19 protein-coding genes and 1 tRNA gene are annotated in these 21,819 nt (G+C 58.7%); 6 read left to right on the plus strand and 14 right to left on the minus strand.

The window, feature by feature from the left end:
* The first annotated feature begins 114 nt into the window (after positions 1 to 114).
* The 5 genes from yjeM to LD28_RS0117705 all read left to right on the plus strand — a co-directional run bounded on the left by yjeM (position 115) and on the right by LD28_RS0117705 (position 7,000).
* Positions 115 to 1,581: a glutamate/gamma-aminobutyrate family transporter YjeM gene (gene yjeM / locus LD28_RS0117685; RefSeq protein ID WP_033138232.1), complete on the plus strand. Its 1,467-nt coding sequence runs from the start codon at positions 115 to 117 to the stop codon at positions 1,579 to 1,581.
* A gap of 234 nt (positions 1,582 to 1,815) precedes the next feature.
* Entirely contained in the window at positions 1,816 to 2,727 is a 912-nt protein-coding gene (gene pbpG, locus LD28_RS0117690; protein WP_033138233.1) for a D-alanyl-D-alanine endopeptidase, read from the plus strand.
* 223 nt (positions 2,728 to 2,950) lie between these two features.
* Entirely contained in the window at positions 2,951 to 3,988 is a 1,038-nt protein-coding gene (locus LD28_RS0117695; protein WP_033138234.1) for an acyltransferase, read from the plus strand.
* A gap of 282 nt (positions 3,989 to 4,270) precedes the next feature.
* Entirely contained in the window at positions 4,271 to 6,313 is a 2,043-nt protein-coding gene (locus LD28_RS0117700; RefSeq protein ID WP_033138269.1) for a TonB-dependent receptor, read from the plus strand.
* Between the two features lie 21 nt (positions 6,314 to 6,334).
* Positions 6,335 to 7,000 carry a PepSY-associated TM helix domain-containing protein gene (locus LD28_RS0117705; protein ID WP_338151473.1) on the plus strand — a complete coding sequence of 222 codons (666 nt, stop codon included), beginning with the start codon at positions 6,335 to 6,337 and terminating at the stop codon, positions 6,998 to 7,000.
* Between the two features lie 443 nt (positions 7,001 to 7,443).
* On the opposite strand, the gene LD28_RS0117710 is transcribed toward LD28_RS0117705, so the two are convergent.
* The 13 genes from LD28_RS0117710 to LD28_RS0117770 form a co-directional block, all read right to left on the minus strand.
* Positions 7,444 to 7,683 carry a hypothetical protein gene (locus LD28_RS0117710; protein ID WP_033138236.1) on the minus strand — a complete coding sequence of 80 codons (240 nt, stop codon included), beginning with the start codon at positions 7,681 to 7,683 and terminating at the stop codon, positions 7,444 to 7,446.
* A gap of 1,029 nt (positions 7,684 to 8,712) precedes the next feature.
* Positions 8,713 to 10,908: a phage tail tape measure protein gene (locus LD28_RS22000; protein WP_050514362.1), complete on the minus strand. Its 2,196-nt coding sequence runs from the start codon at positions 10,906 to 10,908 to the stop codon at positions 8,713 to 8,715.
* A gap of 123 nt (positions 10,909 to 11,031) precedes the next feature.
* The gene (locus LD28_RS0117725; RefSeq protein ID WP_050514363.1) at positions 11,032 to 11,316 is read right to left on the minus strand and encodes a phage tail assembly protein; all 285 of its coding nucleotides are present in this window, start codon (positions 11,314 to 11,316) and stop codon (positions 11,032 to 11,034) included.
* A gap of 197 nt (positions 11,317 to 11,513) precedes the next feature.
* Positions 11,514 to 12,209, minus strand: a complete 696-nt coding sequence (locus LD28_RS0117730) for a hypothetical protein (protein ID WP_241462312.1) — start codon at positions 12,207 to 12,209, stop codon at positions 11,514 to 11,516.
* A gap of 591 nt (positions 12,210 to 12,800) precedes the next feature.
* The gene (locus LD28_RS0117735; protein WP_033138238.1) at positions 12,801 to 15,665 is read right to left on the minus strand and encodes a DUF927 domain-containing protein; all 2,865 of its coding nucleotides are present in this window, start codon (positions 15,663 to 15,665) and stop codon (positions 12,801 to 12,803) included.
* A complete protein-coding gene (locus tag LD28_RS0117740) occupies positions 15,662 to 15,916 on the minus strand; it encodes a hypothetical protein (protein ID WP_033138239.1) in 255 nt (84 codons plus the stop codon). The genes LD28_RS0117735 and LD28_RS0117740 overlap by 4 nt, the downstream gene beginning before the upstream one ends.
* Positions 15,913 to 16,080: a hypothetical protein gene (locus LD28_RS23175; RefSeq protein ID WP_156120286.1), complete on the minus strand. Its 168-nt coding sequence runs from the start codon at positions 16,078 to 16,080 to the stop codon at positions 15,913 to 15,915. The genes LD28_RS0117740 and LD28_RS23175 overlap by 4 nt, the downstream gene beginning before the upstream one ends.
* A complete protein-coding gene (locus tag LD28_RS0117745) occupies positions 16,077 to 16,658 on the minus strand; it encodes an ash family protein (protein ID WP_033138240.1) in 582 nt (193 codons plus the stop codon). Before LD28_RS0117745 ends, LD28_RS23175 begins: the two co-directional genes overlap by 4 nt.
* A gap of 10 nt (positions 16,659 to 16,668) precedes the next feature.
* Positions 16,669 to 17,124, minus strand: coding sequence for a hypothetical protein (locus tag LD28_RS0117750; protein WP_156120287.1), 456 nt, complete (start codon positions 17,122 to 17,124; stop codon positions 16,669 to 16,671).
* 7 nt (positions 17,125 to 17,131) lie between these two features.
* Positions 17,132 to 17,350, minus strand: a complete 219-nt coding sequence (locus LD28_RS0117755; RefSeq protein ID WP_033138242.1) for a helix-turn-helix transcriptional regulator — start codon at positions 17,348 to 17,350, stop codon at positions 17,132 to 17,134.
* 137 nt (positions 17,351 to 17,487) lie between these two features.
* On the minus strand, positions 17,488 to 18,327 hold the full coding sequence (locus LD28_RS0117760) for a hypothetical protein (protein WP_033138243.1): 840 nt from the start codon (positions 18,325 to 18,327) through the stop codon (positions 17,488 to 17,490).
* A gap of 98 nt (positions 18,328 to 18,425) precedes the next feature.
* Positions 18,426 to 19,634, minus strand: coding sequence for a tyrosine-type recombinase/integrase (locus LD28_RS0117765; RefSeq protein ID WP_033138244.1), 1,209 nt, complete (start codon positions 19,632 to 19,634; stop codon positions 18,426 to 18,428).
* A gap of 263 nt (positions 19,635 to 19,897) precedes the next feature.
* Positions 19,898 to 19,983: transfer RNA gene (locus tag LD28_RS0117770), tRNA-Leu, on the minus strand.
* Between the two features lie 143 nt (positions 19,984 to 20,126).
* On the opposite strand from LD28_RS0117770, the gene LD28_RS0117775 reads away from it, so the two are divergent.
* Positions 20,127 to 20,660 (plus strand): RDD family protein, encoded by a 534-nt coding sequence (locus LD28_RS0117775; RefSeq protein WP_033138245.1) that lies wholly within the window; start codon positions 20,127 to 20,129, stop codon positions 20,658 to 20,660.
* Positions 20,661 to 20,735: 75 nt separating this feature from the next.
* On the opposite strand, the gene lptG is transcribed toward LD28_RS0117775, so the two are convergent.
* Complete coding sequence (gene lptG, locus LD28_RS0117780) at positions 20,736 to 21,806, minus strand: LPS export ABC transporter permease LptG (protein ID WP_033138246.1); 1,071 nt, start codon at positions 21,804 to 21,806, stop codon at positions 20,736 to 20,738.
* Positions 21,807 to 21,819 lie beyond the last annotated feature (13 nt).

Raw genomic sequence — 21,819 nt, forward strand, 5'->3', positions numbered from 1 at the left:
ACCTCGCCCATCAATGGCAGGATGAGATCACCAGCCCCGGGTTATTACCTGACCCGGAGTTACCCGTTTAATTATTGATTACGTTAAATCCAGCACCATCAGGGAGTATCAAATATGTCGGCAAAAAAGCTGAAGTTGGGTGCCTTTATATTGATGATATTAACATCGGTATTTGGTGTCACTAATATCGGGATCGGTTTTTACCGAATGGGATATGCAGCCATTCCGATGTTCGTGATCGGCGGACTGTTCTTCTTCATTCCGTTCATCCTCATGATGATCGAGTTTGGTACCGGCTTTCGCAAAGAGGCAGGCGGAATCTTTACCTGGATGCGCCATTCGGTCTCGACCCGGTTCGCCTTTATCGGCCTGACCATGTGGTTCGCCTCCTACGTCATCTGGATGTTTGGCAAGGCGCTCTCCATGTGGGTGCCCCTCTCCTTCATGCTGTTTGGTCGCGACATCACCGTTATCCCGGTCACCCTGGGCACCGGCATCGACTTTGGCCCCTTTATTCTGGGTGTGGTCGCCATCGCGCTGGTTGCCACCGTCACCAAACTCATCACCTTTGGTAGCGCCCGCTTCGCCAAGGTGGCGGCCATCGGTGGTCTCTCCGTGGTGGCGCTCAACGTATTGCTGCTGGTAGGCGGCGTCTTCACCTTCGCGGTGAGCGGCATGACCCTGCAGGAGCCTCTCACCGAGGCCTCGCTGACAGCCTCCCCCAATGCCGCCTTCAACGACATCATTCCCTTCCTCGGCTTCATGGTATTCGCCATCTTCGCCTATGGCGGGGTCGAGGCGATGGCCGGGGTGGCTGACGAGCTGGAAGATCCCGAGCGCGACCTCAAGCGCGGCATCTTCCTCTCCGGCGCCTTCATCGTGCTCTGCTACATCATCGGTTTTCTGGCTGTCGGCTCCATCATGCGCTGGAGCGACTTCCCGGCCGAAGGGATCACCTCTCTCTCCGCCCTCTTCATCATCATGCTGGAACTGGGGCGTCATCTCGGTGGCGAGTGGTTGGGGCAGGTGTTCATGCGCTTTGCCGGGTTGGGCATGTTCCTGAGCTATCTGGGTGCCTTTATCGCCCTCTCCTACGCACCACTGCGCCAGTTCATCACCGGCACTCCGAGCTACTTCTGGCCGGAGCGTTTCCAGCGCGAGAACGAGAATGGCGTGCGGATTGAAGCCCTCAAAGTGCAAGCCTGGGTGGTCTGTCTGTTCATTGCCGCCAAGTCCATCTTTACCCTGATCAACCCGGAAGGTGCCGCCGCCCTCTATGAGCTGATCATCACCATGACCAACGTCGGCATGACCCTGCCCTACATGTTCCTCATCTACGCCTGGTATCGCTATCGCAACAACCCGGCGCTGGGCAAGGATCTGATCTTCTTCAAGAGCGCCGGCTCCGTGCTGCTGGCCACCATCATCAGCCTGATCCTGGTCGCCTTCGGCAACGTCTTTACCGTGGTAGCCCCCTTTATCTCCGGGGATATCTCAACCGGCGTCTGGACCATCATTGGCCCGCTGCTGTTCGTGGTGATCGCCATGCGCTTCAAGATCAAGCAGGAAGATACCCACTAAACGGGGAACAATGCACCATGCCAATCGGGACCGTTCTGGTCCCGATTTTTTGTCTCCCCCAGCCCGACCGGGCACAAAAAAGCTTCAAAGGAACCCTTTTCGCCCCTATCTGCGCAGCCAAACCGCTCTTTACGCCGTAAATTATCAATATCAAGATGAGAATGATTGTGAAGCGCCAGTTCACGTCATATAACTTAGCGAGATATCCCTGTATTTCGTCCGGTAGAGCTGATCATGATGATGCGTTCCCTCCTTCCCCTGTTGCTTGGCGCAGTCATGCTGCCAGCGGCTATGGACAGTGCCCATGCCAACCCCTTTTCCGCAAGCAACCAGAGCAGCAGCGGTTTTCTCGAGCGACGAGAGATCCCCAATCTGAACTCTGCCGCCTTCGTGGTGGCCAATCATAGGACCGGCGAGGTGATCTCCGAACACAACGGCAACCGGGTAATGCCCATCGCCTCTCTCACCAAGCTGATGACAGCGCTGGTGGTACTGGATGCCAACTTGCGTCTCAACGAGACCCTGACGGTGACCAATGCCGATATCGATCGCATCAAGGGCACCGGCTCAAGACTGGCTATCGGCTCGAAGCTCAGCCGCGCCGAGATGCTCCATATTGCGCTGATGTCGTCGGAGAACCGCGCGGCCTCGGCGCTGGGACGCAACTACCCTGGCGGCCTGCGTGCCTTTGTCGAGGCGATGAATGCCAAGGCTCGCATGTTGGGGATGTGGAACACCCACTATGCCGATAGTACCGGCCTCAACCCGCGCAATGTCTCCACCGCTCAGGATCTGGCCAAGCTCGCCGCTGCAGCCGCTGCCTACCCGCTGATCCGTCAATACTCCACCGACGATCAAAGCTATGTGCGTACCAACAAGAACCAGCTCCACTACCGCAACTCCAACCGTCTGGTGCGCGAAGGCCAGTGGGAGTTCACCCTCTCCAAGACTGGCTATATCCGCGAAGCGGGCCGCTGTCTGGTACTGGGTACCAAGGTCAATCGCGAGCCGGTGATCATGGTGCTGCTCAATGCCGAGACCACCAACGATCGGGTCGCCGATGCCAAACGGATCAAAACCTGGCTGGAGAGCTCGGGCAAAACCACCCTGGCAGCCAATCAGAGCAGCATGCAGACCCACCAGTAAGCCAGACACCACCATCAAAGCGAGGCGCCCGCCTCGCTTTTTTTATCTCTGTGACCGCGCCCAAAAAACGGGAGCCAGCTCCCGTTACAGGTAACTCCTTGCGCCATCCCGTTACAAAACGTAACTACTCAATAATGTGACTCACACTAATAAAATCAACTAGTTGTAAGTTGGCGGTGCAGGTTCTAGCGTGCAGTCACAACCCCTGTAACGACGAGCCACCATGCGTATTTCCAGTATCGAGTGCGGGCGGGTACTGGCCATTCTGGCCGTGATGACCATTCACGTATCCCCCTTTGCCAACCCGTTCAACCCAGCCCTGTGGGGAGGCGGATCCTGGCTCTGGCTGAGCGGTATCATCAACCAGCTATGCCGCTTTGCCGTGCCGCTGTTTTTCCTCTGTGCCGGTTACTTTCTGCAGCCAAGGCTGAGTCGCGAGGCGCCGCTGACCGTTGCCTGGTGCTACTGCCGCCCCTTGCTGCTGCTCTGGCTGGTGTGGAGCCTGGTCTATCTGCTGGTGCCGTTCAATCCGCTGGATGCCGTGCAGCAAGGCTATCTGGCCTCCCTGCGCGGGCAGTGGCAGTTCCAGCTCGCCGATCCTCTCAACGGCTGGCTGGTGGGCGGCATGATCCACCTCTGGTTTTTGCCTGCCCTGATCATGGCGGTGATCCTGCAGGCGCTCTGTTACCGGCTTGGCAGGCCAGCGCTCGCCCTCTGGCTGGGTCTTGGCCTCTACCTGCTGGCGCTGCTGGGGGGCTCCTATGCCAAACCGCTGCTGGGCGCCGAGTGGCCACTGCTCACCCGCAACGGCCCCTTTTTCTCCCTGCTGTTTGTGGCGCTGGGAGCCCTGCTGCGCCAGCGTCAGTGGCAACCCGATGCCCGCACCGGCGGGCAACTGCTGCTGCTGGGCGTGGCGCTCTATGGCTGTGAAGCCTGGGCGCTGCAGCACTTCGCCGCGGTACCGCTCACCCGCCACGACTTCCTGCTCGGCTCCCTTCCCTGGGCCCTCGGCCTGTTTGGCCTGCTGCTGGCCAACCCCGAGTGGGGCAAGGGCAGCTGGCTGGAGCACCAAGCTCCCAAAGTGCTCGGGATCTACTGCCTGCACATGATGCTGGTGGTCTGGCTCTTCATGTTCGGCCCGCAAAGCGCATCCATCCCCTGGGAGATCGCCAAGGTGCCGCTGCTGCTGGGATCGTCTCTGCTGGCCTATCGCCTGCTGGCGACACTGCCTCTCACCCGCCGACTGCTGCGCACCCACTGATCCCGTATCCGGCCCGACACATCGGGCCGGATATCCCTCCACACTCCCCCCTTTTTACCCCGCTTCGCCCTTTTTCCTCTCGCTGTTTGTTGCAGGGGAGCTGCGTTTCTGCCGCGCTCTTCCAACCGCAGAACACCACACCCACACGTATCCTCTATTTTCACCTTGCCAGCTGAATGAAAATCAATATCATTGGCATCCCGTTCAGGCGGGGCAGGCTAATTACAATTAAATCAATATGATCGAGCCGTCAGGTCGACATCCAAAGAGTCAATATTGAATATGCAGCACCCTCACTTTCGCAGAACGCTGGTCTCGCTGGCACTGCTGGGCACCGGCTTCACCGCCCAGGCCGCCGATGAAACCATGACAGTGGTTGGCAAACGCTCCCAGCATCAGGAAGTCGCCACCGCCACCCGTACCAATACGCCGGCCAAGCTGGTTCCCCAGACCATCGACAGCGTCAAGGTCAGCGAGCTGACCGCCTTCGGCCAACCGACGCTGAGTGAAGCCCTGAGCGGCATTCCCGGGGTCAACGCCAGCGGTGATACCCGCTTCGACGGGGTCAATATCCGCGGCTTCAGCGCCAGCAATGACTTCTATCTCGACGGGTTCCGCGACGACATGCAGTACACCCGGGATCTCGGCAACATCGAGCGGGTGGAAGTGCTCAAGGGCCCGGCAGCCGTGCTCTACGGCCGCGGCAGCACGGGGGGCATCGTCAACCGGGTCAGCAAGAAGCCGCAGAAAGGAGAGGAGTCCAGCGTTACCGCCCGGGTCGGCAGTTTTGACAGCCAGCGACTGGCCGCCGACCTCAATGGCGAGGCAAGCGAACAGGTACAGCTGCGCCTCAACATGGCGCAAGAGGACAAAGATAGCTTCCGCAACGGCGTGAAGAGCAAGCGCACCCTGCTGGCCCCCTCCGCCAACTGGGAGATCAGCGACAACCTCAACTGGCTGGTGCAGTACGAGCGCAACGAACATGACCGCACCCCGGATCGCGGCATTCCCGGGGTCAATGGCCGTCCGGCCGATGTGCCGCGGGAGTATGTCTACAGCGACACCAGCCGCGACTTCATCGATGACGTGGCACAATCCACCCGCTCCCGCCTCTCCTGGGATATCAACGACCAGTGGCAGCTGCGCCAGCAGCTCGGTTACTCCACCCTCGACAGCCAGTTTGACAACACCTATGTCACCAGCGTCAAAGGGGATCAGGTGACCCGCTCCCGCTGGCAGCAGGATCTGAAAGCGAAGAACCTGATCAGCAACACCGAGGCCGAAGGTCTGTTCCAAACCGGCCCGGTGGAACATCGCCTGCTGGTCGGCTTCGAGCAGAACTGGCAGGAGCGCACACCCAAGCTCTACCAGAACGCCACCGCCATCCCGTCCGGCAACCTCTACGATCCGGGCTCACTGCCCACCTACAATGGCGCCATGAAGCTCTCCAGCGACGCCAAACACAAGGTGCGCGGCAATGGCCTCTATCTGCAGGATCAGCTCAGCCTGGGTGACTGGCATCTGGTTGGCGGGCTGCGCCGTGACGACTTCACCGTCACCAGTCGCCGCTACGACCTCAACAAGGAGGAGAGCGTCTCGGTCAACAGCCTGAGCCCGCGCCTCGGTCTGGTGTGGAATCCCCTCGAGGATCACGCCTTCTACACCTCCTACAGCAAGACCTTCACCCCGGTGGGCGGCGAGCTGATCGGCATCACCCCGGGCGACAAGAACAACGGGCTGGAACCCCAGCACACCCGCCTCTACGAGGGGGGGGTGAAGAGTGACTGGCTGAACGGCAAGCTGGCGACCACTCTCTCCCTCTATCGACTGGAGATGTACAACAAGCGCACCAAGGATCCGCTGGATCCCACCAAGGTGATCCTCACCGGCCTGCAGCGTACCGAAGGGGTCGAACTGAGCGCCCGTGCCGAGCTGACCGACGAGATCTATCTGCGTGGCGGCTTTGCCATTCAGGATGCGGAGCAGGTCAAGGCGGATGCGGATCTGCAGGGCAAGCGCCCGATGAACGTCTCCCGCCAGAATGGCCAGTTCTATCTCGGCTACAAGAGTGGTGAGCAGGGCTGGTTCGGTGAAACCGGCGTGACGGCGGTGGGCGATCGCTTTGCCGACAACGCCAACACCACCACACTGCCCGGTTACGCCCGCTTCGATGCGCGCGCCGGTTATCGCTGGCAACAGTGGGAAGCCGAGCTGAGCGCTGAGAATCTGACTGACCACGAGTACTTCGTCAGCGCCACCAGTGCCAACCAGATCATGCCGGGTACACCCCGTCAGCTGAGCCTGACCGGTACCTACCGTTTCTGAACTCTGTGACAACCACCCCGACTGGCCAGCCCTTGCTGGCCAGTTTTTTATGAAGCAACCACGATGAAACGCAGAAGAGTTCCCCTTCACAACAACAAATGGGTACGCCGCCTCCATGCTTGGGCCGGTTTTTTTACCCTCGCCCTGATGCTGATGTACGGCATCACCGGTCTCTGGCTGCAACACCGTGCCGTGTTGCCCATCCCCGGCCCCCACACCGACAAATCGAGTGAAGAGATAGTGCTGGAGGGGCCACTCGCCAGCCCGGAGCAGCTGAAAAGCCTGCTGCAACAGCGCTATCCCGATACCTTTGCCGACGGGCGAACCATGATCACCCCGGCCCAGACCCTGCCCACCCCGAACGGCCCGCTCATCCTGCCCGCCATGTGGGAAATGCGCGGCGTTACCCTCAGCCAGAGCGTGGCCGCCAGCTATGTCGAGGGTACCTTGCTGGTACGTACCGACCTGCAGCAAGCCAACTTTGCCGCCAGCCTCAACCGGCTGCACCGCGGCATGGGCACCGGCCTCGGCTGGCAGCTGTTTGGCGATATCGCCGCCCTGGCCCTGCTGCTGCTGGCCCTCACCAGCCTGTTTATGTGGACCAAGCTGCACGGCACACCCAGAGCCATCATCGCGCTGACACTCGCTGGCAGCCTCGGCACCCTGCTGTTTGCCCTGCTGGGATAGCGCGCGACCATGCTACTGCGTAGCAAGGAAATGAAAGAAAACCGCAATAGAAACAGACCGCTGGCGGTGATGCCGTCAGCGGCTATATCAAGGAAATGAAATAACGGAGAGCGGGAAAAGAGAAGGGATACCAAGAGGTAACGGGAAGTACTGCCTGCTCAGCAGCAACGCACCAATGCGCAGGAACGCCAAAAAAACAAAAGGCCATCATTGCTGATGGCCTTTTGTCATGAATTTGATGGTGCCGGGGTCTCTATCGAATTAAGCAGGCAAGTCATTGTTTTTAAAGGGCCTGCAATGGTGGAAATTTCGTTTATACCCCCAAAAATACCCCCAAACTGTACGCACTGGGGTGATATGCTATGACACAAATAACGCCCAAATAAATTTCAGGATGCGGGCTTTCGCTGCAGTGGGTGACCTAGAAGCCCCCACATCCTCTCTCATTCCTCGTTATTCGGTTCCGGCAGCATGAGCCCTCTTTCAACGAGAAAAGCGATCACCTCATGCCGGCGCCAAAGAGCCCCACCTTTTGCCATCCAGTTGAGAGACTCTGGGAACGGGGTTCCCTGTGCCGCCCATTCCTGCCGGCGGCGATAAAAGGTGGTTCTGCCGATCCCACCGAGCAGTTGCTCAATGTCGCAACGGCGGATCAACGCAGGCACCTGAACATTTTTTGCCATATAACCCCCATACCAAAAACATAACCCGTATTGGAGCCACCACAGATCATGATGGCCATGGCAATACTTTATAACTCAGTCCGTCTCAATCCCTGATAGGGACTCGATCTCGAGTGGCAGATATAAACATAAATTCCACTTCCAGCGCACACGCAGATATCAAAGATCGCGCGGTCAATGCCCCCGCAGGGGTGCCCCCCCGAGGAAGGACCCAGCCGAAAATTATGTGGTAGGCCATGAATTCACCCGCCCAGCTTGCTGCGCGTTGTAGGCTCGCTCACTGACTAAACCTACCCCCACTGCTCCGGCGGAAGACAGTGTGGGTGAGTGGAGAGACAGCCCACCAGCAAAGTCTCGGCAAGACACATTCCCCAAAACGGGGAGACATTCCCCCAAACAGGGAAGATTGCTTCCCCGAAACGGGGATCCTGGCGTGATGCGGAACGGGCGTTGAGCACAGCGACTGCCTTCTCAGTACCAATAACTTCCGCCACCTTTTTGAAGCGCTTGGACATCAGCGCAATTGAAGCATCGTCATCGGCTTTCTTCTGGTCCGGCACTTCTTTACCTGAAATGCTTAATAACGGCTTGCGCTCAGGTTATTGTGGAGGGTTGGTGGAAACTTCAGTTCTTGTGGGGCTGGGTGGTAGACCTTGCGGATTAAGCGCAGGTTTATACCCTGCTACCGATAAGGGTTCGCGGGTAGGCTTGCCGAGTTTGGCGCCGAGTTTCCACACCGAGAAGGTGACTACCGGCAAGCAACAGCGTAGGTGGGGCATATGTCACACATCACGCGGGGTATCCGCAAATGCGCTGAGGAGTTCCACCTATCTTGTATGAAAGACCTCGGTATTTAGAGGCGAAAAACATGCTTTTTGATTGTCAGGTGTCATTGATGGCGGCAGAGCTCGCAGACTCCTTGTATGAAACACCGAGTTCCTTCATACAAGTATTCTATGTGAAAACAAGGAGCCCCCAATAGGAAGGCCCCTGGCCGCAGCATCCCACTGGGGCCAAGGGAAGGGCCGATTATTGAGGTATCATTCCTTCCGTCATCATGCTGCGCTGACGAACACCCTTTTGCGCTTCAAGTTCGGCGGCCAGCCGCTTGGCAAATGCCTGATCGCTTTCACCGCGGCGCGGGGCTATGTGAATAGTTATCTGACTTTGGTCGTAATACGGTCTGCCTTTTCCACCACCTCTGGCAGAGGCGATCGCCGGGAGAGATGGCAACGCTGGCACAAGATCATTGGGTCTTGGTGATGCCAGACCTGATGTGTCGCTGGCAAAGCCAAGCGTTGATCCGATAGAGCTCGGCATGTTGTTAATCACCCACGTAATGCTCTCGATCAGCCATCTGATTGGGGTGTATAGCGAGTCAATCGCCTTACCGAGCACTACGCCGAAATTCTTTCCTGCCGCACTGGCCTTGCCCAGCTCATCTTTGGTGTAGGTGACCGGCTCCAGCAGTTTTTTGAACCCTTCCCATAGCGCGGTCACCTTGTCAGTAATGCCAAGCGCCTCGCCAAGTCCCTTCCATGCGGTGATGGCTGGTTCCAGTCCGACTTTGATGCCGTCGAATACTCCCCCCATGAAAGCTGAAACACCATCCCAGTGCTGATAGATGGCAAGACCGGCAAGGGCCACGCCTGCGAGCAAGGCGCCGATCCCTGTCGATACAAAGGCAAGGCCGATGCCACGGATGCCAGTTGCTACGAATGGGAGGGCCCGACCTGCAAGCAGGGCGCCGGCTCTCATCTTCTCCATCACCCCAGCCCCACCCAGCAACCCTCCGCGAAGGAATGTGAAGGCGAATTTAGTGCCGAGCACGGCAAGTCTCAGGGTGGTGAACGCTGCAGCGGAAGCGATCACCCCGCCCACCAGCTTGGGGTTTGCCTTTACAAAGTCTCGGGTAGCCGTAACCACCGGCATTAATGTGTCGGCGAGCTTCCCAACAATTGGATCAAGAGCGCCACCTATAGCCTCGGTCAGGCCCCACACCGAATTTGATAGCCGCTCTGTCTTTTCCTTGCTGCTGGCCATGACGGTTGCCCAGTCACGCTCCACAACGCCTTGGGAGGCAAGCACCTTCTGCTTGATCTTTTGGTACTCTTCGAGGTTCTGCAGCATGGGGCGGATAAAGTTTTGCACCTGCATGTCGCCGAACAGCTTGGTTATCAGCTCCTGATCGCCACCCTTGGTGATGCGGCTGATCTCGGCAATAGCGGCCTCGATGGGGTTAGCTCCGGCCGCCTGGGCATCCCGGATCACCTTGGATATATTACCGCCCATCTTTGCCGCTTTCTTGGCAGTTTCCTCTGTCATCAATTTGGCGAGGAAGTTGGACATGTTGTTGGCGGCTTCTGACTCTGATTTTGCGCCCTTGATGGCGATCTGCAGCGCAGAGCCCATGGTGGCAACAGCTTCAGTGCCGGTCATCTGCAAGGCTTGGAATGAGGAGCCAAGCCCCGGCAGCTCGGCGGCCATCGCCTTGAATTCAAACTTACCTTCTTTGCCTGCTGTCACCAGCATGTCTAGCGCTTGCAGCATGGAATCTGGCTTCACCTTGAGCGCGTCACCCATGGTGAATGAGGCTCTTGCCACATCCTCAATATCTGACCCGGTCGCCTTTGCCGTTTTTCCAATGGATTTCAGGTTTTCTTGCGCTTCACCAACACCCTGGCCAGCGGCAACCAGAAAGCCGAAGGCGTTCTTCATGTTCTCCTGGCTGACACCGGTTTGGTCTGAGAGGGTGACCATTGTGCCGCCGAGCGCGCCAATCTCCTTCTTGGTCATTTCGGCAGTCAGGCCAATCATCATCAGGTCATAGCTGAACTGCGATGATTGCTTGAACATGGCGAAAGATGGCAGTGCGATCGCAGCACCTGCGGTAGCTGTATTGGCTATCTTCCCGCCGAGCTCACGGCGATTGGCCCCGTTTTCCTGCTGCTGACGCCGTACCTGGTTAAGACGCTGATGCGCCTCGCGCAACCGGTCAATCTGGCTGGTGATAGCCACGTATTTTTGACGCAACCCATCCACATTGCGGCCTTGCTTGCCGAATGTCTGGATTGACCGAGAAAGGAGCTTTTGCTGCCGTTCGGCATTGCGAATAGCGGAGCCAACCTCGTTGACACCGCCCCTTACCGAACCAAATGCAGATTTGAGACTGGAGGCAACCGCGCCGCCGATGGTGATAGTTGCCGAGAGTTTTTTATTAGCCATCGTCTTTGGGCAGCCCCTTTATCCACCAGATAAACCGTGACGTGCGCAGGGCGCTGATCTCTGCCAGTGACCAGCCCGTGTGCAAGGCCAGTGCTAACACCCCTTGGCGGATGTGTTCAGGTGTTAGTCGAGAAAAACAGTGTAAGTCCGCTGCAGACGGCCATAGTCGCGCAACGGCAGCTTGCGGATATCGTCCGGCGCCAGACCGCACAGGTTGGCAAAGGCAGTGATCTCGCGGGTTGCATCGTTGCCAGTCATCTGTGCTGTGATCTCTTGATCACCCACAGTCGGCTCGCGCATGCGCAGCACAGACACTTTGGTACCGCCAATGCTCGCTGGGCGTGACAGGGTGATATCAGCGCTGCCGTCATCGTTGATCTTCAGATATTCAGGAAGTTTGTTTTCCATGATCTCACCGTATTGAATGGATGAGCTGGCAGGCTTACCTGCCGGCAGGATTGACCTCGATTCCATGCAGAAATGTTTCGGACATGTGCTTGGCACCGATGGACACTGTTTCAAATCGTGCCGTTATCATGGCTTTGAGGTGTCGTCCCCTCCTCTTGGGGGATTTCCAGTGGTGGCAGCCACCAGCTGGCAATGGGTCACCTGATCAAGTTTTCCAAGATCCGGTCTGCCTCTGGCCACCCTTTACGCTCGCAACCCATCAGGTATCGAAGGGTTGCCAGAGACTCCTCCCGGCTGCGTGGTCGAAGTTCAGCCAGCAAGCCAAACACAAATGCTTCTCTGGCCCATGCCTCCATTCTGCTCTCGTAATAACCGCTGGCATCGCAGGCACGGCGCAACCGGTATAGATCGTCCCAGTAGGCCAGCTCATGCAGGCAATCACTCAGGGTGTGCGGCATCAACTCCGGCAGAGCTTTGAACCGCCCAGCCACCAGCACTGGCGGATACTCACATTTGACCAACTCCAGCCCGCGGAGCGCTTCCAGGCAGAACGCCTCTGCCGGTGTATCTTTCCACAACGCATCCCCGAATCGTCCGATGGCCTCGGCCCCTCTGGCTCGCCGGGTAATAGACTTCTCGGCCAGCCCATCCAGATCGGCAAACCCGATACTGCCAAGGCCTGCCATGATGTTTCCCCCTCTGGCCACCAGCCAGTTGCCGTAACGCTTCTCCAGCTCATCCGGTGGGGTAGTGATCCGCCCTGCTGCTTCTCTGGCTTGTTCAATTCGGGCGGGATCCCCGGTCTCTATCACCTGGCGCAACCAAAGCAGGGCATCGATCTCCCTGTCCCCTGTAACAACCTGCTGGGGTGGCAGCTCTTGAACCGCTGGCAATGTCTCCCCGCTGCGCTCTATGGGAGGCAATGTGAACATGGCCCGGTGCGTTGGGTTGTCAGTGAACAGCCCAGAGCGGCTGATGATGGCTTTCACCGTTCCCAGAGGGAGGCCAGCCAGAGAAGACACCTCACGAAGTGAATGATGGCGGCGCAGTTCAATCACCTGCTCTCGTTGTTCGTTGCTCAATCTCAATGCAACCCCCTGTTGCCTGAAAACTGTGATGTTGATCGCCGGCTCACGCTCTATAGCTTCAAAAAAGTGGTGGGAACGGTGGGAACGAGGGAACAATGCCCGCTAACCCGCGCCATGACTGGGTTTCCATGTTCCCACCAAGGCCATAAGGTAGTGGGAACAGGTGGGAACAACCTCAACACGGGGCCTTTTTGTTCCCACTGTTCCCACCTTGTTCCCACCATATAGAGGGCTAGGTGGGAACAGCTCTAACCCTTGATATACAAGGCCTGTAGGCTCACTGGGTAATCTTGTTCCCACTGTTCCCACCATTTTTGCTTTGTTCCTTACGCGCGCGCATGAGGCAGGAAGTAAAAGGGCTACACTCGGCAGCCCTCTGTTTTCTTCTGGCTGGCGTTACTCGTCCTCCAACCCCTCCGCCTCGTCAGCCAGTACGCGCTCTGTCAGCAGATACGCCCACACCGAACCACTCATGCCGGGTAGCCTTGCCTTGCGCTGGAGCCGCCTCTTGTCCTTGCCTGTCAGCAGATAGCCAGCCTCGAGACACAGGAGCGCCGCCCGCTTGGGATCTCGTCCCTTGGTGATCTCGGCCCACCCCGGGGGCAGCACAAAGAAGCTCACTCCGTCAGACTCAGCCTTACGGTATCCAACCATGTTGGCCGGACGGTGGCTGGTGTCGAACCAGTCAGCAAAGCGGGTGTATTGGTGGGCGGTGACGAACCCGCGCACCTGCTCCAAGGTCGCAGCGTCCTCCTTGTTGCCAAGGTGGCCACGCTCTGCCAGCCACGCCTTGAGGCAGACCCGCACCGCTCGCAGCGCCTCCCCATCGGGCCAGCCTGTGACCCCCAGCCGGGTTGCCAGCTCACCGGCAGCCGCCACCAGCGCGAACCGGTTGATGGCGCGGCCTACCTGATTGCCCGCCCCCTTCGGCGTCAGTTCGGCGGCCAGGCGCTTTATCTCGCCCCGCAGGCGCTCGCTGTGCGCATCCAGATCCCCGGCCAATGCCTCGGCATAGGTTCGAAACGCGCTGCCGTGTTGGCTGTCGCTGTTGGCTTTGAGCGTGTCGGCGAAGGTGCGCCCGCTCTCCATACCATGTAGCCACTCAAACGCCCCGTGGTGACCGGTGTCGCTCGGGATCTGGATTGTGCGCACCTCCATCCCCGCCTGGGTGCGCTGGCCTGCGCTGGCGGCGTGATCTTCAAGGCTCAATTCCCCGGTGGAGAGGAACAGCAAGCGCCATGCTTTGCGCTCCCTCAACTCCCCATCCTGCTTGCTACGGCCTTTGCCTTGCCCGTTCGCCAGCATGTAGGCCACTTGCCCAGCCTCTTTGCCGTCCAGCTCTCCCAGCTCATCCAAGCAGAGCAAGGCATCATTGCGCCGGCTGGCGATCCCCTCGATGGCATTACCGGTTGCTCGCCATGTCTGGCTGTAGCGATCCGGGTTGCCGTAGACACTGGCCGCGGCCTTCATGATGGTGGTCTTGCCGTCTGTGCTCTCCCCCTTGAGGTGGAACCCACCACCCTCCATGCCTACCAGAGTCAGCAGTGGGGCAGCGAAGGCGAGCGACAGCGCAAAGCACAGGCGGGAGTTACCCACGGCCAGTGCCGCAACCCCCTGTTGCCACTCGGCCAAGATACCGCGTTCGGTAAAGTCGCTGGCTGCGTAGCCAGTTGTTTGCAGGATCACCCCATCGGCGTCAGGTCCTATTGACCCTTGAGGCAGTACATAAGCCCGCCCATGCCAGCCGGTACGCTCCACACAGGTGATCCGGCGCTCAGGCTGACAGCTCATCAGGTAGGCATTCAGCTTGCGCTTGTGGCCCAGTTCGATGAATGGCAAGCCCGCATCCAAGAGTGCGGCAAATACCTCGTCACCGTTGCGCGGTACCAGGGAGCGGACAGGCATTGCCCACTGGCGAGATCGCCCAGCACTATCCAGCCACTGCAGTAAGCGGCCATAACCCCGGCCTTGCTCGTCAGAGGTTTCAGCCAGTACCCAGATCGGACTGGAGATCGGTACCCACTCCTGGTGCGCATCCTCACCCCGACCAACCATCATCAACGCACAGAGGCGATCACCCCGGATCTCGAACCCCTCCGGCAACCTTTGCCCGCTCACCGTGCTGGTGGCTTGCTGCTCGGCGTGAAGCGGGATCACCTCTGCCGTTTCCTTCTGGCTGGCGCCTTGGGCCTGCGGTGCGGTTTCGCCAAGGTTCTGCTCAATGGACAGACCCTTTTCGCTCATCTGATTGCTGGTGGCTGGTGCTGTGCTGGCGCTCATGATGGCCTCTTGTGTCTTGGTCAGCCCATGGGCTTGGTGGTAGTCGTTCCAGTCACCGGCAACCGGTGGCAAGGCCACCAGCCCGCCTACGGCTGCAGCTGCTTGTTCGGCCTTGGTCTTGCCGGGGTTACCCTCGGTTCCTTCGTCATTGTCGCCACAGAGCAGGACCCGGGCCTCTGGGTGCTGGCGGCGGGCAATCTGGGCCACGGCCTGCAGGTTACCGGCGTCCATGGCGCAATAGACGGTCGATCCAGTTGCCGCCTGGACAGACCGCCCCGAGGCATATCCCTCCACCACGGCCACCAGCTCACCGCCATCGATACGGTGGAAAGCCCCGGCCTTCTGGCCGCCAGGCAGGTAACGCTTGTCCCCCTCGGTGTTGATGAGCTGAACGTTAACCAGCTCCCCCGCCTCATCCCACAGGGGCACCACCAGCGAACCGGGTTGGTATGTCAGTTCGCCCACTGCGATGACCCGCTGAGTGAGCGGCATAGGCAAGCCTGACAGCGCCTTACGTTCCAGATATGGGCTGACCCCTTGCTTGATGTCTGCCGAGATGCTGGTGGCCCTTCGGGCGGCCTTGCGCCGTTGTTGCTCCGCCTGCTTGTGCTCTTGCTCCGCCCTGGCCTGTTGTTGCTGGTGGATCTGCTCACGCGCGGCATGGTCAAGACCGCTATCCGATAAGCCCACCAGCGGGGCGATCAGCTCGGCGGCCTCTTTGGGCTGCCTGCCGGTCACCTTACCCACCAGATCCAGCCCATCCCCATTCCCGCACTGGTTACAAATCCAGGTGCCACGCCCAGCCTTGTCATCCAGCCGGAACCGGTCCTTACCTCCACAGGCAGGACATGGACCATGCTTGCCACGGCGCGGGATGTCGATGCCTACAGCAGCCAGCAGATCGGGCCAGTGGCCACAGGCCGCGGCGACCACATCAGAGACAAAACGAGGCCCTGTGACCCCCCTGATCGCCGAGGTCATCGTTCACCCCCTGTCAGTACGGCCACCAGCTCTTTGAAAGCCCGTTCATCCAATCCGGCTTTGAGTTCCCGCGCTTGCTTGGCTGTCACGGCTACTGCGGCGCCGTTGGCTTGGGCAATAAACCGATCTCGGTCTGTTCGCCAACTGAATGCGCTCAGGCTGCCGACTTGTGAGCGCTTGCCGGTGCGTGGGTTGATAGGGCCTGTGAAGGTGGGCTGCTCACTACCGCTGGCCCATGCGAAGTAGATCATGCCTTGCCCCCCTTATTGGTTGGCTGGTGGGGGTGCTCATCAGGCTGGCTGATCAGTGTCACCATAACCGGCTTGCCATTCACTATGCGGCGCACACGGCGCAGGGAGAGGTCTGCCAGTTCGGCCAAAAACTCGGGGCTCGCCTTCTGCTTGGTCGTTCTCATGCTTGGGCCCTCCCTGTCGGAGTGCGGGACATGAATACCAAAGGCAGTCCAGCCAGAGCAGTACGGGCTTGTGCTTCGGTGTCAGCAACGGCGGTAATGGTGCGGATACGGCGCAGGTCTGCCAGTCGGCAGGCGCTCGAGGCGATCAGGAAGGTGAAGATTTTGGATGTAACAGGGGTTGGGACAGTAGCCATGATGGCAGCCTCCAAGGTCAGCAAATTGTCGCTGTCACAGAGAGACGCCAATCTTCTGGTGACAGCCCGAACGAGGTTGGCGTAACTGGAGACCTTGGGATCCAGCGCTCCTTGCGGAGCCCTCGCTCGAGCCGCCATAACACGGTAGGCACTGCCAACCAAGTAGGCCAGCAGCACCCCAAGAAATGAGGGACGAGCGCCGACAAAAAACCACGCAAGAGCGTGGGTCGGCTCCAAGACTCTTTCCGAGACGCCAATCTCGGCAACGGATTTTGCCGCTGCGAGATGAATCGTACCGTGTCGTACTGCATCGAACAAGCCTGCTTGTCTGAATTTTGGCAAGGCTTCGCCCTGGGCTATGCGCCCATTGGTTCTCATGTTCATGGTTTATCCCTTACGCGGCGGGCTGGTGGTTAGATGCTGGCGTCTTCGTCGGACATGGAAAGCGTGCGATATAGCTGGACACATGCCCCTGGCTCAATGGCTGGGCCCCGCGCTGCCTGCGCTTGAGGTTCACCAGTTCAACCAGCTTTCTGGCCTGAGCACGGTCGGCGATCCAGTAACGCTTGAAGCGGGCCACGCCATCGCCACTATGCTGGTGGCTGAAATACTCATCGAGAATAGTGATCCCGTGATGGCGGCGCAGGTCGCTGATCGAGTTCCGTGGATTGAGGTCATGTAGCCCAGCCAGAGCCGACAGTGAGCTGATCCCATCGGTGCCATTCTCAACCAGATGGAGGGACACCAGCTCGAGCTTGGTAGCGTCTCTGGCAGGCTTGGTGGTAAGATCCCAGTGCTGACTGAGGGTCGTGCCGTTCTGCGGTGCGGCCTTTCCTTTTTTGCTCATCATCGCCTCCTTATGCCGCCCGGCCTTGAGCATCCATCCACCGGCGCACATCCTCCGCCCGCCAGGCAGTTACACGCGCCCCGAGCTTAACCGGCTTCGGGATTTTGCCATCTGCGGCCCAGCGCCATAGAGTCACCTCGGCGATCCCCAGCATGGGGGCCAAGATTTTTGCTCGGACATAACCCTCTGCGGGCAGAACTCGAGGTTGATGAGATTGATGTTTTGACATGGCTTATTAGCTCCCGTGGTGTATTACCCTATCGAGAGCGATTGAAGCATGAGGAAGCGCGTTCTCTATGTACGGTACAAGTTACCTCACGGGAGGTGCTGGTACCGTACAGTCTGTAGACCCACCAGCATCACAGCTTAGCCACGCTTATAAACTTCGTTTCTACCCTCCGCCGCACTCAATAAACGCTGGATAGATTCCCGTGATAGAGGAGCGTCATTCCCCCCAAACAGTTCGTTCGAGTGATCCCACAAAGCATTGGCCCAAGCAACATAGGTCACGCATTCATCAGGCCATCTACTGCGCGCATGAAGGGCTGCAACAAGCACGCGCTCTCTGGTAGAAGCATGGTATTCCGCGGTTGGATGTGGCTGAGACTCTCCTGCAGCGGCCGCAGCTATTTCAGCCAACGCACTCTGCGCATTGGCATCGGCACCTATAGGAAGCGGCTGCCCGCTGTGGATGTGTCGTTGTAGTAACGCCAAGTCCTCACGCAGGACCCACAGATGATCCGCGATGTTAGGAAACCTCACATCAGCCCATACTGGGGATGAATTATCGGAAAAATCAGAAGATAGCTCGAAAATATCCCCATCACGGGCTGTTAGCACCCCATCCATCTCCCAGTGCTCAAAATGCAACCGCCGTATTGCCCAAAATCCTGAGATCGTCGCCTTCCCGTTACACCAATCATTGCCTAGCTCTTCGTCAAGCGAAGCGGCAACGAATGAAGCTCCGAATTTCAGCGGGTTTGACCGGCCCAAATAGGTAAGATATTGGTGCTTTTTCACGTAAATATGCGATGGTCTTTCAGCCTTCTGGGCCATTACATATAAACGGATTGCCCCGATAGCGGCCCAGTGGAATATATCCTCAACATTACATCCCAATAAGTCAGCCGCTCGCTCTGGACGGCAATACTCGAGCGGGAGTAATGGCTTTGGGGGGTCGATTTCTGGCTTGGTTTTTTTGGTCATAGCTCGCGTCACCTTCTAACGCGCCTTGAATTGATTGCCGGGCCAGGTGGGCAAGGATCCCCGCTTTTCTCTCCGTCGAGATAGGCCCGGCAAAGTCGTTATACAGCTCGGTTGAAATTCACAGGGCGAACATTGCCCCCTTGTTGGGATTCGTAGAAGTCAGCAAGCCACTGCAACAGCTTGCGGCGGTCATCCAGGTACTCGGCCCGGTGATAGGCAGCCCGCACCTTATTGCGTTCAGCATGGGCCAGCTGGCGCTCGATAACGTCAGGATCAAAGCCTTCTTCGTTTAAGGTGGTGGATGCCAGAGCCCGGAACCCATGAGGAGTAGCAACGCCCGCATATCCCATCCGGCCCATCGCATAGCTCAGGGTGTTCTCACTCATGGGCTTGGTCAGGTTGCGCTCACTGGGAAACAACAGCTCACAATGACCGGTGAGCTGGTGAAGCTCATCAAGGACAGCCAGCGCCTGCCGGGATAGTGGGACGATATGCTCTGAACGCATCTTCATCCGCTCAGCAGGGATACGCCACTCGGCCCGCTCCAGGTCGAATTCATCCCAGCGGGCAAAGCGCACCTCGCCCGGGCGGGTCATGGTCAGCATCAGCAGATGGAAAGCAAGGCGAGTAGCAGGGTTCAGGGGCTCAACAGCAAGACGGCGGTAGAACTCTGGCAGTTCCGCCCGGGGCAATGCCGGCCGGTGTTCTTTCTTGGCGGCTTTGAGTGCCCCTTTCAGGTCTTGGGCTGGGTTGTAGCTGGCTCGGCCTGTCTGGATGGCGTAACGCATAATGGCACTGATCCGCTGCAGCACTCGTCCAGCGGTTTCGGTTGCCCCGCGCTTCTCAACTTTCCGCAGAGCCTCCAGCATCATGGGGGCGGTCAGTTCAGCAACAGGAACAAGCCCAAGATCGGGGAAGGCATCGACCTCCAAGGATTCGATTACCCGAGTGGCGTGGCCTTGGCTCCAACGGGCAAGCTGGCTTTGGTGCCACTCCCGCGCCAATGCTTCGAAACTGCTTTCGCTGGCCAGCCGACTAGCAACCTTGCTTTGCTTGCGCACCAAACCGGGATCAACGCCATCGGCGATCAGGCGGCGGGCATCATCCCGCTTAGCTCTCGCCTCTTTCAGTGACACCTCGGGATAGACCCCCAGGGCAAGTGCCTTCTCTTTGCCACCATGGCGATACTTGAGCCGCCAGTATTTACCAGACTGGTTGACCAGCAGGAACAGCCCCTTCTCATCGGAAAGCTTTTGAGGCTTGCCGCTGAACTTGGCTTGCCTGGCTGCGGTATCGGATAACGGCATGGGGGGTTCTCCCGTCTCTGCTTGGGGGTACTTATCGCATGCTGGGGGACAAAAAGTGGACACTCGGCGGGCCTGTAACGGCGCGGGCTGGTGGCCTGAGGGGGTACTTTTTACCCCCATCTGGACTGATACCCCCAGATGTACCCCCGGCAATGGGGGTATGTCATGAGGCTATATGATACGACAGGAAATAACAAAAAACCCGCAGAGCCTTAAGCTATGCGGGTTTCAGGTCTGCCGTGATACGGCATGAAACTGTAATATGGTGCCCGGGGTCGGACTCGAACCGACACGGTTATTCACCGGCGGATTTTGAATCCGCTGCGTCTACCGATTTCGCCACCCGGGCAACTGCGAGGGATTATACGAATGGCGCGATGCCATGCAAGGTGTTTTTCGATTGAACACTCCCGTTTGTTCATTTATTCAACGCCTTGCCGATGCGGGGCCAGTTACATAGAATGCCGCCATCATCTTAATGGAATAAAAACGATGGCCAAGCCTAAAAAAGTCCAACAAAAATCCCCCTCTCCCGCCAATCCGCCATACCCGTCAGCGGGTCTGCTGCGTCGCCTCGGCGCCCTGATCTATGATGCCCTGGTGGTGACCTCGCTGCTCATCATCGCCGGCTTTATCGGCATGGGTGTCGCCAAGCTGCTGCTGGTCACCGGCATGGCCAGCGTACCGGCAGGCGAAGATACCGTCTGGTTGCTCACCCGCCACCACCTGAGCCTGATCTATACCCTGTGGCTCGCCTTCGTCATCTGCGGTTTCTACACCTGGTTCTGGACCCGCGCCGGCCAGACCATCGGCATGCGTGCCTGGCGGCTACGCATTCAGAACGAGGATGGCAGTCATATCCGCGTCACTCAGGCGCTGATCCGCCTCGCCACCGCCGCCTTTGGTCTGGGCAACCTGATGTGCCTGTTCAACCGCAAGCGCCCGCGGGCGTTTCAGGATATCTGGGCCGAGTGCGAAGTGATTGTGTTGAGCAAGCAGGAAAATCTGGAGCTGCTGAACAAGTAATTCCGGGTCAATTGCAGCAACGAAAGAGGGCACCAACCGGTGCCCTCTTTGCATTCCCTCATAACCTCGTGCGGATTACTGCTTGCGACTGAGGATGTAGAAGGAGATGCCGCCAAACAACAGGCTAGGCGCAACGGCCGCCAGAATCGGCGGTACCGCATAGACCAGACTGATGGGGCCGAACACCCGATCACTCACATAGACGGCGAAGCCGGTCATGATCCCCATCAGCATTCGCGCCCCCATGCTCACCGAGCGCAGCGGGCCGAAGATGAAGGAGGAGGCAAGCAGGATCATCGCCACCACCGAGAGCGGTGACAGCAGTTTGCGCCACATCTCCAGCTTGTAGCGACCGGCCTCCTGCTTGTTGGCATCGAGATAACCGATGTAGTCACGCAAGCCGGAGACCGAGAGGTTCTCCGGATCTATGCTCACCACCCCCAGCTGCTTGGGCGTCAGCTCCGAGCTCCACTCAATTTTGTCGAGCTGTTCGCTCTGGATCTGCGTCGGGTCGTCAAAACGGGTGACCAGAGCCTGCTTGAGCAACCAGTGGTGCTGTTCAAACACCCCCTCCTGCGCCTGTATCACGTCGATCAGCTTGCGCTCGGGAGTGAAGCGATAGAGGGTGATACCGGTGAGGGCGCCATCGTTGCGCACCCCGTTGATATTGACGAAGTTATTGCCATCACGAGCCCACACCCCGTAGGCGGAGACGGTCAGCCGCCCCTCGGAGATGGCACCGGCACGGATATCATCCGCCATCCGCTTGGCGATGGGGGCCACATACTCCCCCATCATCCCCACCAGGATCATCAGCGGGATCGCCGTCTTGAGCGCCGCCATCACGATACTGATCTTGGAGCGGCCCGCCGCCTGCATCACCACCAGTTCGGAGCTGGTTGCCAACTGGCCCAGACCGATCAGGCCGCCCAGCAGCGCCGCCAGCGGGAAGAACAGCACCGCCTCCTTGGGCATGGAGAGCAGCACATAGTAGAGGGCATTGACCATGTCATAGTTGCCCTCCCCGACTGACTTGAGCTGCTCCACATACTTGATGAGCGCCGCAAGGCCAACCAGCGTGATCTCACACAGCAGGATCGACATGAAAATGACCCGGCCGATATATCTATCGAGAATGCCAAACATCAGCAATAGTTCC

The organism is Aeromonas finlandensis, assembly GCF_000764645.1.
GTDB lineage: Bacteria > Pseudomonadota > Gammaproteobacteria > Enterobacterales > Aeromonadaceae > Aeromonas > Aeromonas finlandensis.

Coding starts and splice junctions, on each gene's coding strand:
- LD28_RS0117760 (WP_033138243.1), bottom strand. CDS start 18,327: ATGACCAAAAAAACCAAGCCAGAAATCGACCCCCCAAAGCCATTACTC.
- LD28_RS0117725 (WP_050514363.1), bottom strand. CDS start 11,316: ATGGAAAACAAACTTCCTGAATATCTGAAGATCAACGATGACGGCAGC.
- LD28_RS23175 (WP_156120286.1), bottom strand. CDS start 16,080: ATGAGAACGACCAAGCAGAAGGCGAGCCCCGAGTTTTTGGCCGAACTG.
- LD28_RS22000 (WP_050514362.1), bottom strand. CDS start 10,908: ATGGCTAATAAAAAACTCTCGGCAACTATCACCATCGGCGGCGCGGTT.
- LD28_RS0117750 (WP_156120287.1), bottom strand. CDS start 17,124: ATGATGAGCAAAAAAGGAAAGGCCGCACCGCAGAACGGCACGACCCTC.
- LD28_RS0117765 (WP_033138244.1), bottom strand. CDS start 19,634: ATGCCGTTATCCGATACCGCAGCCAGGCAAGCCAAGTTCAGCGGCAAG.
- LD28_RS0117740 (WP_033138239.1), bottom strand. CDS start 15,916: ATGATCTACTTCGCATGGGCCAGCGGTAGTGAGCAGCCCACCTTCACA.
- LD28_RS0117745 (WP_033138240.1), bottom strand. CDS start 16,658: ATGAACATGAGAACCAATGGGCGCATAGCCCAGGGCGAAGCCTTGCCA.
- pbpG (WP_033138233.1), top strand. CDS start 1,816: ATGATGATGCGTTCCCTCCTTCCCCTGTTGCTTGGCGCAGTCATGCTG.
- LD28_RS0117695 (WP_033138234.1), top strand. CDS start 2,951: ATGCGTATTTCCAGTATCGAGTGCGGGCGGGTACTGGCCATTCTGGCC.
- LD28_RS0117755 (WP_033138242.1), bottom strand. CDS start 17,350: ATGTCAAAACATCAATCTCATCAACCTCGAGTTCTGCCCGCAGAGGGT.
- LD28_RS0117775 (WP_033138245.1), top strand. CDS start 20,127: ATGGCCAAGCCTAAAAAAGTCCAACAAAAATCCCCCTCTCCCGCCAAT.
- LD28_RS0117700 (WP_033138269.1), top strand. CDS start 4,271: ATGCAGCACCCTCACTTTCGCAGAACGCTGGTCTCGCTGGCACTGCTG.
- LD28_RS0117735 (WP_033138238.1), bottom strand. CDS start 15,665: ATGACCTCGGCGATCAGGGGGGTCACAGGGCCTCGTTTTGTCTCTGAT.
- yjeM (WP_033138232.1), top strand. CDS start 115: ATGTCGGCAAAAAAGCTGAAGTTGGGTGCCTTTATATTGATGATATTA.
- lptG (WP_033138246.1), bottom strand. CDS start 21,806: ATGTTTGGCATTCTCGATAGATATATCGGCCGGGTCATTTTCATGTCG.
- LD28_RS0117710 (WP_033138236.1), bottom strand. CDS start 7,683: ATGGCAAAAAATGTTCAGGTGCCTGCGTTGATCCGCCGTTGCGACATT.